Source organism: Hydrogenophaga bisanensis, assembly GCF_042665135.1.
GTDB classification, from domain to species: domain Bacteria; phylum Pseudomonadota; class Gammaproteobacteria; order Burkholderiales; family Burkholderiaceae_C; genus Hydrogenophaga; species Hydrogenophaga bisanensis.
On sequence record NZ_JBHTBX010000004.1, the window covers coordinates 132,516 to 144,609 of the forward strand.

The window sequence follows — 12,094 nt, forward strand, 5'->3', positions numbered from 1 at the left end:
GCATGAGCAGTCGTCCGAATGCCCGCGTATCCATCCAGACCGGGGACTTCGACCTGTCCACCGAGGTGGCTCGACTGCGCGCGGACCACAAGGGGGTGGGCGCGGTCTGCAGCTTCGTGGGGACGGTGCGAGACCGCAACGACGGCCAGCCCGTGTCGGCCATGGAGCTGGAGCACTACCCGGGCATGACCGAGAAGGCCATTGAGGCCATGATCGATGAGGCGTTCCGCCGCTTCGACATCCTGGGCGCGCGCGTCATCCACCGAGTAGGCCCCTTGCAGCCCCTGGACCAGATTGTGCTGGTGGTGGTGACTTCGGCCCACCGCGGGCAGAGCTTTCAGGCCTGCGAGTTCCTGATGGACTACCTCAAGACCCAGGCACCGTTCTGGAAGAAGGAACAGACGCCCGAAGGTGCGCGATGGGTGGATGCGCGCGTCAGCGATGACGCTGCGCTGGCGCGCTGGGGCATCAGCGCCAGCAATGCCTGAGCCCGGGGCCACTTCGTGACCACGCTGCCATCCGCCGATATCGAGGCGATCGAGCGGGCCACGCTGGCAGCGGTGGCGCCCGAGCGAATCGAAACCCTGTCGGGCTGGCTGCTTCCGCTGGATCCCGGCACGGTCGGCCGTGCCCACAGCGCCGTGCCGCTGCACCACGGTGCACATGATCCTGCGTTGATTGACAGCATCGCGCGCCACTACCGGATGGCAGGATTGCGGCCGGCTTTTCGGTTGCCGGAAATTCCGTCGTTCGAGGCCTGGTGGCCGTGGTTGGCGACGGCCGGTTTCCGGCGCGAGCAACCCACCCTCACCCAGATCGGATCCCTGGACGGTCTGCTGGCACTGGCCGAGCGTGCCGACGATGTGTCGCTGGAAGAGCGGCCGGATAGCGCCTGGATGGCGATGTTTCTGGGCGAAGGTCTGGATCCGGTGGATGGTGCCTACCGCTCGCGTGCGCTGGCCCGTGCTGAGGGCACGCTGTTTGCCAGCCTTCGGCATGATGGCCGGACACTGGCTTGCGGGGCCGCCAGTTTTGCCCAGGGCTGGCTGAGCATGCACGGTCTGCGCACGGCGGCCAGCCACCGTGGACAGGGGCTGGCTGGCCGGCTGATCCGGGCCATGGCACTGGCGGCACAGCGCCGGGATATCCGGCGTGCCTTCCTGCAGGTGGATGCGGCCAACACGCCGGCGCTGGCGCTGTACCGCCGGGCGGGCATGACGACCGCCTGGACCTACGCCTACTGGAAAACCGGTTGATCTGACGCAAAGGCGCAGGCGGCATCTTCGTGTCAGATCTTGAAATGCGGCCACCGGTCGCTACATGCTGGTCAGTTCAAGATCACGGGAGCCTCTATCCATGCGCCTCGACAAACTCACCACCAAGTTCCAGGAAGCCCTGGGCGAAGCCCAGAGCCTCGCGCTGGGCAAGGACCACGCCTACATCGAACCCGCCCACCTGCTGCTGGCCATGCTGCGCCAGACGGACGGTCCGAAGTCGCTGCTGCAGCGTGCGGGCGTCAACGTCCCCGGCCTGAGCAAAGCCGCCGAAGACGCGGTCAACCGCCTGCCCGAGGTGCAGGGCCAGGAGCAGGTGCAACCCGGCCCGGACCTGATCAAGCTGCTGCAGGCCACCGAGAAGGAAGCCATCAAACGCGGCGATGCCTTCATTGCCAGCGAACTGTTCCTGCTGGCGGCGGCGGATCACAAGGGTGACATTGGCCGCATCGCCAACGAAAACGGCCTGAGTCGCAAGAGCCTGGAGGCCGCGATCGAGGCCGTGCGCGGCGGTCAGAAAATGGATTCGCCCGAGGGTGAGAGCCAGCGCGAGGCGCTGAAGAAGTACACCCTGGACCTGACCGAGCGGGCCCGCCAGGGCAAGCTCGACCCGGTGATCGGCCGCGACGACGAGATCCGCCGCGCCATCCAGGTGCTGCAGCGCCGCAGCAAGAACAACCCGGTGCTGATCGGCGAACCCGGCGTGGGCAAGACGGCCATCGTCGAAGGCCTGGCGCAGCGCATCGTCAACGGCGAGGTGCCCGAGACCCTGCGCGACAAGCGCGTGCTGGTGCTGGACATGGCCGGCCTGCTGGCCGGTGCCAAGTACCGCGGCGAGTTCGAGGAACGCCTGAAGTCGGTGCTGAAAGAGGTGGCGCAGGACGAGGGACGCATCATCCTGTTCATCGACGAAATTCACACCATGGTGGGCGCCGGCAAGGCCGAAGGCGCCATCGACGCCGGCAACATGCTCAAGCCCGCGCTTGCGCGCGGCGAGCTGCACTGCATCGGCGCGACCACGCTGGACGAATACCGCAAGTACATCGAGAAGGACGCTGCGCTGGAGCGGCGCTTCCAGAAGGTGCTGGTCGACGAGCCAACGGTGGAGCAGACGATCGCCATCCTGCGCGGCCTGCAGGAGAAGTATGAGGTGCACCACGGCGTGGACATCACCGATCCGGCCATCGTCGCCGCGGCCGAGCTGTCCCACCGCTACATCACCGACCGCTTCCTGCCCGACAAGGCGATCGACTTGATCGACGAAGCCGCGGCCAAGATCAAGATCGAGATCGACTCCAAGCCGGAGGTCATGGACAAGCTGGACCGTCGGCTGATCCAGCTCAAGATCGAGCGCGAAGCCATCAAGAAGGAGACCGACGAGGCCTCGCAGAAGCGGCTGGAACTGATCGAGGAAGAGATCGAGCGCCTGCAGAAGGAGGCGGCCGACCTGGAAGAGATCTGGAAATCCGAGAAGGCGCAGGCCCAGGGCAGCGCCCAGGTGCGTGAAGAAATCGAGAAGGCCAAACTGCAGATCGAGGAACTCAAGCGCAAGGGCGATTTCAACAAGGTGGCCGAGCTGCAGTACGGCAAGCTGCCGGAACTGGAAAAGCAGCTCAAGGAGGCTCAGGCCAAGGAAGCCGGCAAGGGCACTGAGGGCGCCACGCGCCAGCTGCTGCGTACCCAGGTGGGCGCCGAAGAGATCGCCGAGGTGGTCAGCCGCGCCACCGGCATCCCTGTGTCCAAGATGATGCAGGGCGAGCGCGACAAACTGCTGCAGATGGAAACCAAGCTGCACGAGCGCGTGGTCGGCCAGGACGAGGCGATCAGTGCCGTGGCCAACGCCATCCGCCGCTCGCGCTCGGGCCTGTCCGACCCGAACCGGCCGACCGGTTCCTTCCTGTTCCTGGGCCCCACCGGTGTCGGCAAGACCGAGCTGTGCAAGGCGCTGGCGGGCTTCCTGTTCGACAGCGAAGAGCACCTGGTGCGCATCGACATGAGCGAGTTCATGGAGAAGCACTCGGTGGCCCGCCTGATTGGCGCGCCGCCCGGCTACGTGGGCTACGAGGAGGGCGGTTACCTGACGGAAGCCGTGCGCCGCAAGCCGTATTCTGTGCTACTGCTTGACGAGGTCGAGAAGGCCCACCCGGATGTGTTCAACGTGCTGCTGCAAGTGCTGGACGACGGTCGCCTGACCGATGGTCAGGGCCGGACCGTGGACTTCAAGAACACGGTCATCGTCATGACCAGCAACATCGGCTCGCACCTGATCCAGTCCATGGTGGGCGACAGCTACGAGGAAGTGAAGGACGCCGTCTGGGGTGAGCTCAAGAACCACTTCCGGCCCGAGTTCCTCAACCGCATCGACGAGACGGTGGTGTTCCACGGCCTGGACGCCAAGCACATCGAGTCGATCGCCGCGATCCAGCTCAAGGCCTTGCAGGCCCGCCTGCAGAAGATGGACCTGCGCCTGGACGTCTCGGCTGCTGCCATGGGCGAACTGGCCAAGGTCGGTTTCGACCCGGTGTTCGGCGCCCGTCCACTCAAGCGCGCCATCCAGCAGCGCATCGAGAACCCGCTCTCCAAGCTGCTGCTGGAGGGCCGCTATCCGCCCAAATCGGTGATTCCGGTGGGGGTGGACCCGGTGCGCAACCCGGGCGTGTTCGAGTTTGGCGATCCGGTCCCGATGGCTTGAAGCCCTGCCGAACCACCAGCAGGTCATCCCCTGCTGGTGGCAGACATCTTGTTGCAACTAAAGTAACAATTACTTGCAATTGATCCCGGCCGATCGGCGCCATCCCTGTGGCGGTCCAACGACTTCGCATGGAAATGAGGCGCATCAGAAGGTATAACCTGTGAGATTGTTCACGCGCCTTCTGGTGGACCCCCTCGTTGCCCCATGCCGGTCGATTCTTCCCTGCTCGAACAGTGTTACGCCTTGGTCCTGCGCGAGGTGCCGCCCTTGCTCGGGCGCTGCGTGGACACGGCCGTTTCGGCCCTGCAGGAAGCCGAGAACCAGGGGCGTGAGGTGGCGGCCCGGGATCTGGCCGGGCGTGCCTGGTGGAGCCTGCAGCAAAAGCGCACACCGCTGACCACCCAGTATTCCCGTCGGCTGGAGCAGGCATTGCGCCAGGGCGATGTGGACAGCCAGACTTCGGCCTTGGCGCGCCTGTCCGACTCATCCTTGCTGGCCCTGGTGGACGACACCGCGGTCAACGAGTCGCTGGAGTCTGCCAAGCTGCTCCAGGCCCTGATGCCGGTGGTCGAACAGGCCTTGGCCATGGTGGATGCGCGCATCAGCTCGCTGATCGGGCTGGAAACCGTTCATGCCGAAAAGAATCCGCTGCGGCCCTCCGTGTTCGTGCGCGTGCTGCGCGACCTGATGTCCGAGCTGGAGATCGACGGGCAGATTCGCTCGCTCTGGCTCCAGCAAGTGGCTCCCGTGCTTGGCAGGGAGCTGTGCCGCCTCTATGAGCAGGTGGCACTGATGCTGCAGCGTGCCAATGTGCAGGAAGCGGGCTACCGCGTCCGTCTGGTGGCGGATGCACCGGGTTCCCGGTTGGCGCCACTGTCCTCTGGTAGCCGATTCGACGAAGGGCAGGGAGGCAGTCAATGGGGGCGCCTGAGCTATCCGGGTGAGCCGGCGCCGGCGGCTGCGTCCATGGCGATGCGCATGGGCGACCTCGCGCGCGAACAGTCTGTCCTACAGCATGATGTGATGCAGGCCTTCCTGGCCGGCGAGCAGGGCGTCTTCAATGATGCCCTGGACAACGCCTACTACGAGCAGGTCCGGCGCGAGCTGACGCGGGTCGACGCGCACGACGGCTGGCCGGCGATCGACGAGGAAGCCATCGAGCGCGAGCGCAACCAGTACCGGGATCTGCCGGTGGTGGACCGGCCTGCCAGGCAACTGGGCATCGGCTCGCAACTCAGCCCCGAGCGCTGGGGCACCTACGCCGCGCCGCATGAGCGTTCCCGGGTGCTGCTGGAACTCAAGCACCAGGCCGACAAGGTGGCACAGGCGGTCGGTCTGGACGTGGTCCGAAAGCTGGTCAACCAGGTGGCCAGCGATCCGCTGCTGCTCGCGCCCGTGCGCGAGGCCGTTGTGGCGCTGGAGCCGGCCCTGTTGCGCCTGGCGATGGCTGAGCCTCGCTACTTCAGCCAGGACGACCACCCGGCGCGCCGCCTGATCGAGAGCGTCGCCCAGCGCAGCTTCCGCTACAACGACGAGTTTTCACCCGAGTTCGAGCAGTTTTTCGAGCCGGTCCGCCAGCAGGTGGAACAGCTCAATGCCAGCGCCAGTGCCGATCCGGAGCCTTTCGCGCAGGCCCTGGCCGATCTCCAGCAGCGCTGGGTCGATGCCGATGCCGAGGACGAAGCGCGCCGTCAGCGCCAGCTGGAGGCGCTGCGCTTTGCCGAAGCCCGACAGGAACTGGCCGACCAGATCGCCTGGGAGATCAGCCACCGTCCCGACATCTACAACGTCCCGGGCATCGTTCTTGACTTCCTGTATGGATCCTGGTCGCTGGTGATCGCCTCGGCACAGCTGACCCACCCTGACGCAGGGCCTGATCCGCTGGGTTTTCGCAAGGTGATCAGCCAGCTGCTCTGGAGCACACGGCGTGAGGTCACCTTGCGCCAGCCCAAGCAGTTGTTCGATATCGTGCCTGGCATGATCCAGACCCTGCGGCGGGGGCTGGACCTGCTGGGCAAGACGCCCGACGAGACGGCGGCCTTTTTCGACGCGCTGCTCAAGCTGCATGAACCGGTGCTCAAGCTGCGGCGCCTGCGGGCGCGGGCCGAAACCGCGTCCGGGCCGATCCCGCTGGAAGTGGAGGTGGAGACTTCAGCGCCCGCGCTGCTCGAACCCGCCACCCCTGAGCAGCAGAAGCCGCGCATCCCGGCGCAGCCCTGGTTCGGCGTGCGGGAGTTGGCGTCGGCGGGCTTTGAGGACACCTTGCCCACCGAGCACGACCAACTGGATGAGGTGACCGGTGACAGCGTGGCCGGTGAGCTTCAAGCCGAATCCCATGACGCGGTCAATGCCACGGCGGTGCTGGCCAGCCTGCGCCCGGGTGACTGGGTGGACCTGCACTCCGATGGGCAATGGCTTCGGGCGCAGCTCATGTGGGCCAGCACCAAGGCCAGCCTGTTCATGTTCACCAGCCGGGGCGGGCGTGCCCACACCATGACGCGGCGCAGCTGCGAGAAGCTGCTGGCCAAGGGTTGGCTGAGGCCGGTGGAGGTCAGGGCGGTGGTGCCCGAGGCCCTCAAGGCGGTGGTGTCGGCCCGTCAGGCGCAACCCGCCTGAGTCTGGGGTCTGGACTGGCGACCCTAGCCGGGATCGGTTCCAGGTCGTACCATCCGCCCATGAGCCAAACCCCTCCCGATCTCCCCCTGCGCGCCAGTTTCGACGCCCAGTACCAAGCCAGCCGCCTCCAGGTGGATGTTCCCCTGTCGGTCCGGCGGGACCGGCTTGAGCGCGTGCGCGCACTCATCGAGGACAACGCCCAAGCACTGTGCGATGCGGTGCAGGCGGACTTCGGGGTGCGGTCGCCGGATCTGACGGAGGTGGCCGACCTGTTCGTGCTGCGCGCGATGATCGGTCAGCTGCGCAGCCATTTGCCGCGCTGGATGAAGCCGCAGCGGGTGTCCACCCCCATCTACCTGCAGCCGGCCAAGGCACGCATCCAGCGCCAGCCGCTGGGCGTGGTGGGCGTGATCGCGCCATGGAATTACCCGATCCAGCTGGCGCTGGGGCCTGCGCTGGTGGCCCTGGCCGCCGGCAACCGCGTCATGCTCAAGCCCAGCGAACTGACGCCGCACACTTCTGCCCTGATGGCGCAGCTGGTGCACCAGCGCTTTGCCGCCGACGAGTTTGCCGTCTTCCTGGGGGGGGCCGACGTGGCGGCCGAGTTTGCCGCGCTGCCCTTCGACCACCTGTTCTTCACCGGGTCCACGGCGGTGGGCCGCCGGGTGGCCGAGGCGGCCGCGCGCCACCTGACGCCCACCACGCTGGAGCTGGGCGGCAAGTCGCCCTGCATCATCGACCGCTCGGCCGATCTGGCGGCCGTCACCGACAAGATCGTGCATGGCAAGTTGCTCAACGCCGGGCAAACCTGCATCGCCCCCGACTATGTGCTGCTGCCCCGTGGGCTGGAGACTGACTTCGAGCAGGCCTGGCAGGCGTCGGTCGCCCGTCTCTTCCCGACGCTGCGGGGCAACCAGGACTACGCCGCCATCGTCAGTGACCGGCATCACGCACGCCTGCAGGACCTGCTGGCCGAGGTACGGGCACAAGGTGCCCGGGTGGTGGAGGCTGCGGTGCCGGACGCCGGGGAAGGTCATGCCCGGCAGATGCGTCCTGCGCTGGTGTTTGCGCCGGCCGAGCAGAGTCGCCTGATGCAGGAGGAGATCTTTGGCCCCATCCTGCCAGTGATGCCCTGCGATTCCGCGGAGGAGGCGATCGCCTTCATCAACGCCCGGCCACGCCCGCTGGCCCTTTACTGGTTCGGGAACGACACGGCTGCGCGCGACCAGGTACTCGCCCGCACGGTCAGTGGCGGCGTCACCGTCAACGACACGCTCATGCACATTGCCCACGAGAACCTGCCTTTCGGCGGCGTTGGGGAAAGCGGCCTGGGGGCGTATCACGGCGAAACCGGCTTCCTGCGCTTCACACACCAGAAGTCGGTGCTCGTGCAGTCGCGCCTGGCCATGGGGCATCTGTTCTATCCGCCCTATGGACAGCGCTTTCGGCAAGTGATCGGCCTGCTCAAGCGCTGGCTCTGACGGCGCCTGTCGCCCATTGGACCGACGGCCCGGGTTCGTCCCGCTAGCATCTGGCGGGATGAACGCTCCCGATACCTTGCTGCCCCCCACCGACGCCATTGACATCCCCGAGGGGTTCAGGGTGGTCAGTGTGGGTGGACATTTCGTGGCCCACAACGGTCCTCTGTACGCCCGCCTGATCGACGGGCGGGTGCAGGTGGGTTTCCGCGTGCAGTCGCACCACACCAACCCCCTGGGCATCTGTCACGGTGGCATGCTCGCCACCTTTGCCGACATGCTCATCCCTTGCGCCGCCATGTATGAGCCGGGGCTGGAGCGGCGGTTTCTGCCCACCATCAGCCTGCAGGTGGACTACATGGGTGCCGCGCCACTGGGGGCCTGGGTACAGGGTGAGGGCCAGGTGCTGCGCACCACCCGCAACATGCTGTTCGGGCAGGCGCTGGTGACCGCCAATGGCGAGCCCGCGCTGCGGGTGAGCGGCGTCTTCAAGCGCGGACCGCTGATCAACGATGGAGATGCGAAAGACCCGCTGGGCGTGCTCAACATCCTGTGAGCAGCCACCGCCATTCAATCGGCCGCGGGCACCTCGATCGGCTGCTCCTGCAGCAGGCCTTCGCTGAGCAGTTCGTGGGCGATGGGCGTCACGTCGTCGCCCACCAGCAGCGACAGCTCCCGAAGGCTTCGGCGGCCATTGGCCAGCAGCATCAGCGTGTGGGCCTGCCTTCCCACCAGCTGGGGGTAGGGCAGCACATCCCAGGCCCGGCGGGTCTTGGCCAGGCAGGCGGCGGATCGGTTGGTTTGCATCATGATTGTTCTCCCTGTGCTCGGCGCTCGGTGTGACATGGCCGGCATCATCCACGGATTGCGTGACATGCATTTGACATGCCGGCTATGCTCGGCTGTGAGCAAGTTCAAGGCCAACCCATGATTTCTGCGTTTTCTGTCCTCATCCGTGCCCGGATGAACCGTGTCGGGGCCTGCCTGGCTTCATATGTGCCCCAAGGCGGTGCGCGATGAGCACCGTCGCCATGGGTGCCATCCCGCCGGCCAATCCGGTGCCGCTCAAGGACGACGCCGCCATCATCGGCCTGGTCGGGCTGGCACATGGCACCTCGCATTTCTCGCATTTGCTGCTGGCGCCGCTGTTTCCGGTGTTCATCCGGGATTTCGGGCTGAGCTATGCCGATGTCGGCCTGCTCATGAGCGTCTTCTTCGTCATCTCAGGCATCGGCCAAGCCATGGCAGGCTTTGTGGTGGACCGCATCGGCGCACGTCCGGTGCTGTTCGCCGCCGTCAGCTGTTTTCTGCTGGCCTCGCTGGCGGCATCGATGGCCACCGGCTACCGCGGTCTGGTGCTGGTGGCCGCGCTGGCGGGGCTGGGCAATGCGCCTTTTCACCCGGCCGACTTCACCATTCTCAACCAGCGGGTGTCCGCCGCACGGCTGGGCTATGCCTTCAGCGCCCACGGGCTGACCGGCAATCTGGGCTGGGCGCTGGCGCCGGCCTTCCTGGTGGGCATCACCGCCATGGCCGACTGGCGCACCGCCTACCAGGCCGCTGCGGTGTTCTACGTGGGGGTGTTGGCCGTGCTGTTCTGGCAGCGCGACCGCCTGCGCACCCAGGTGGTGGTGCGTCACGCCGATGCCCCAGGCGGTTCCGATCTGGCCTTTCTGAAGCTGCCGGTGGTCTGGTGGTGCTTTGCCTTCTTCTTTCTCTCGACCATGACGCTGGCGGTGGTGCAGAGCTTTGCGCCGTCCATTCTCAAGGCGGTGCATGGGGTGAGCGTGGAGGCCGCCACGCTGACCATCAGCGCCTACATGCTCTGCGGCGCCGTGGGCATGTTCGTGGGCGGCTTTGTGGCCACCTGGGGGCAGCATCGGCACTGGTCCAGTGACCGCGTTGTAGCGTTTTCCATGACGGGCGGGGCCTTGCTGCTGCTGGTCTGTGCCACCGGATGGCTGGGCGCCACCGGCACCATGGTGGGCCTGGCCATCACCGGCTTCGCCGTGGGGGTGGGCGGGCCCAGCCGCGACATGATGATCAAGAAGGCCACGCCCAAGGGCGCCACCGGCCGAGTCTACGGCACGGTCTATTCCGGCCTGGACACCGGTTTTGCGGTCTCGCCGCTCATCTTTGGCGTGCTCATGGACCACGGCTGGTACGCTGCCACCCTGGCGGGTGCCGCGCTGGTGCTGCTCGTGTCGGTGTACGCCGCCGTGGGCGTGGGCCAGCGCACCCAGGCCCATTGAACCCCTTGAATCCACCACCCAACCCTTCCCTGACCATGACCCAGAAGCTTGCCGGCCACCTGCTCGTCGAATGTCTGATCGCCCAGGGCGTCACCCACGCGTTTGGTGTGCCGGGCGAGAGCTACCTGGCCGTGCTGGACGGTTTCCACGCCCATGCCGACCAGATCCGTTTCGTCATCAACCGCCAGGAGGGCGGGGCGGCCTTCATGGCCGAGGCGCAGGGCAAGCTGACAGGCCGGCCCGGCGTCTGCTTTGTGACGCGCGGCCCCGGAGCCACCAACGCCTCCATCGGCCTGCACACGGCGTTCCAGGATTCCACGCCCATGGTGCTCTTCGTGGGCGATGTGGCCAGCGATGCGCGCGACCGCGAGGCCTTCCAGGAGGTGGATTTCGCTGTCTTCTTTGGTCCCAGCACCAAGGGCATGGCCAAGCGGGTGGAGCGCATCGACGACGCGCGCCGCATCCCCGAGTACGTGGCCCGGGCCTTTGCCACCGCCATGAACGGTCGACCCGGCCCGGTGGTGCTGGTGCTGCCCGAAGACATGCTCACGCAGAGTGTGGAGGCGCAGCCCCTGCCGCGGGTGGAGCCGGTGCAGGCCTGGAGCGACCCAGGTGCCCTGCGGGACCTGCGCAGCCTGCTGTTGCAGGCGCAGCGCCCGCTGGTGCTGGCCGGCGGGGGCGGCTGGACACCGCAGGCCGCCGCGGCGCTGCAGCGCTTTGCCGAGAACTGGCAGCTGCCGGTGGCCAACACCTTCCGCTTCCAGGACACCTTTGACAACCACCACCCGCTCTACGCCGGGGACATGGGTCTGGGCATCAACCCGGCCCTGGCCCGCCGCATCCGCGAGAGCGACCTGTTGCTGGCCATCGGCCCGCGCCTGGGTGAGTCCACCACCGGCGGCTACACCCTGATTCAGGCGCCGCTGCCGGCACAGAAGCTGGTGCACATCCACGCCAGCGCCGAGGAGCTGGGCCGGGTGTACCAGCCCGTGCTGGCCATCAACGCCACCATGAACGCCGCCGCGCGCAGCCTGGAGGTGCTGACGGCGCCCCCATCCGTGCCCTGGGCAGACTGGGCGGCCGCCTGCCATGCCGACTACCTGGCCAACATCGACGTGGGCAACTACGGCACCGTGCTGCCCGGCCCCATCGACATGCCGGCCATCATCCACACCCTGCAGAGTCACCTGCCGGCCGATGCGGTGCTGACCAACGGTGCGGGCAACTTCGCCAGCTGGCTGCACCGCTTCTACCGCTACCACGGCCTGGTCAAGGGGCACAAGACGCAGCTGGCGCCCACCAACGGCGCCATGGGCTACGGCGTGCCGGCCGGCATCGGCGCGGCCATCATGACGGGGCGCACGGTCTTCACCATTGCGGGCGATGGCGACTTCCTCATGAACGGACAGGAACTGGCCACCGCCGTGCAGCATGGCGCCAAATCCATCATCCTGCTGCTCAACAACGGCACCTACGGCACCATCCGCATGCACCAGGAGCGCGAGTACCCGGCCCGCGTCAGCGGATCCGACCTGAAGAACCCCGACTTCTGCGCCCTGGCCCGTGCCTACGGCTATGCGGCCGAACGGGTCGAGGCCACCGCCCAGTTCGAAGGCGCCCTGCAGCGCGCCCTGGCGGCCGACACCGGCACCCTCATCGAGGTGATGCTGGATGCGGAAGTTCTCACCACACGGGCCACGCTGTCGTCCATTCGCCACGCTCCAAGGGCATAAGGCATGCCGCCCGGGTATTTCCCGGGATTGTGAATGGATCACAAAGTGG

Annotated in this window: 9 protein-coding genes; 8 read left to right on the forward strand and 1 reads right to left on the reverse strand. The window is 66.9% G+C overall.

The window, feature by feature from the left end; all coding sequences use genetic code 11:
- Positions 1-2: 2 nt before the first annotated feature.
- The 6 genes from ACFQNJ_RS07595 to ACFQNJ_RS07620 all read left to right on the forward strand — a co-directional run bounded on the left by ACFQNJ_RS07595 (position 3) and on the right by ACFQNJ_RS07620 (position 8,616).
- A complete protein-coding gene (locus ACFQNJ_RS07595) occupies positions 3-488 on the forward strand; it encodes a molybdenum cofactor biosynthesis protein MoaE (protein WP_382255643.1) in 486 nt (161 codons plus the stop codon).
- A gap of 15 nt (positions 489-503) precedes the next feature.
- The gene (locus ACFQNJ_RS07600) at positions 504-1,256 is read left to right on the forward strand and encodes a GNAT family N-acetyltransferase (protein WP_382255646.1); all 753 of its coding nucleotides are present in this window, start codon (positions 504-506) and stop codon (positions 1,254-1,256) included.
- Between the two features lie 100 nt (positions 1,257-1,356).
- Positions 1,357-3,966, forward strand: coding sequence for an ATP-dependent chaperone ClpB (gene clpB, locus ACFQNJ_RS07605; protein WP_382255649.1), 2,610 nt, complete (start codon positions 1,357-1,359; stop codon positions 3,964-3,966).
- Between the two features lie 204 nt (positions 3,967-4,170).
- Positions 4,171-6,582: a DUF1631 family protein gene (locus ACFQNJ_RS07610; RefSeq protein ID WP_382255652.1), complete on the forward strand. Its 2,412-nt coding sequence runs from the start codon at positions 4,171-4,173 to the stop codon at positions 6,580-6,582.
- A gap of 59 nt (positions 6,583-6,641) precedes the next feature.
- On the forward strand, positions 6,642-8,063 hold the full coding sequence (locus tag ACFQNJ_RS07615) for a coniferyl aldehyde dehydrogenase (protein WP_382255654.1): 1,422 nt from the start codon (positions 6,642-6,644) through the stop codon (positions 8,061-8,063).
- Positions 8,064-8,121: 58 nt separating this feature from the next.
- On the forward strand, positions 8,122-8,616 hold the full coding sequence (locus tag ACFQNJ_RS07620; RefSeq protein ID WP_382255656.1) for a PaaI family thioesterase: 495 nt from the start codon (positions 8,122-8,124) through the stop codon (positions 8,614-8,616).
- A 14-nt stretch (positions 8,617-8,630) separates the two neighbouring features.
- Here ACFQNJ_RS07620 and ACFQNJ_RS07625 read toward each other — a convergent pair whose 3' ends face one another.
- Entirely contained in the window at positions 8,631-8,870 is a 240-nt protein-coding gene (locus tag ACFQNJ_RS07625; protein WP_382255659.1) for a hypothetical protein, read from the reverse strand.
- Positions 8,871-9,076: 206 nt separating this feature from the next.
- On the opposite strand from ACFQNJ_RS07625, the gene ACFQNJ_RS07630 reads away from it, so the two are divergent.
- Together ACFQNJ_RS07630 and ACFQNJ_RS07635 are read left to right on the forward strand one after the other, a co-directional pair.
- On the forward strand, positions 9,077-10,312 hold the full coding sequence (locus ACFQNJ_RS07630; RefSeq protein WP_382255662.1) for an MFS transporter: 1,236 nt from the start codon (positions 9,077-9,079) through the stop codon (positions 10,310-10,312).
- 35 nt (positions 10,313-10,347) lie between these two features.
- Positions 10,348-12,045 carry a thiamine pyrophosphate-binding protein gene (locus ACFQNJ_RS07635; RefSeq protein ID WP_382255665.1) on the forward strand — a complete coding sequence of 566 codons (1,698 nt, stop codon included), beginning with the start codon at positions 10,348-10,350 and terminating at the stop codon, positions 12,043-12,045.
- Positions 12,046-12,094 lie beyond the last annotated feature (49 nt).

Coding starts and splice junctions, on each gene's coding strand:
- ACFQNJ_RS07595 (WP_382255643.1), top strand. CDS start 3: ATGAGCAGTCGTCCGAATGCCCGCGTATCCATCCAGACCGGGGACTTC.
- clpB (WP_382255649.1), top strand. CDS start 1,357: ATGCGCCTCGACAAACTCACCACCAAGTTCCAGGAAGCCCTGGGCGAA.
- ACFQNJ_RS07610 (WP_382255652.1), top strand. CDS start 4,171: ATGCCGGTCGATTCTTCCCTGCTCGAACAGTGTTACGCCTTGGTCCTG.
- ACFQNJ_RS07615 (WP_382255654.1), top strand. CDS start 6,642: ATGAGCCAAACCCCTCCCGATCTCCCCCTGCGCGCCAGTTTCGACGCC.
- ACFQNJ_RS07620 (WP_382255656.1), top strand. CDS start 8,122: ATGAACGCTCCCGATACCTTGCTGCCCCCCACCGACGCCATTGACATC.
- ACFQNJ_RS07625 (WP_382255659.1), bottom strand. CDS start 8,870: ATGATGCAAACCAACCGATCCGCCGCCTGCCTGGCCAAGACCCGCCGG.
- ACFQNJ_RS07630 (WP_382255662.1), top strand. CDS start 9,077: ATGAGCACCGTCGCCATGGGTGCCATCCCGCCGGCCAATCCGGTGCCG.
- ACFQNJ_RS07635 (WP_382255665.1), top strand. CDS start 10,348: ATGACCCAGAAGCTTGCCGGCCACCTGCTCGTCGAATGTCTGATCGCC.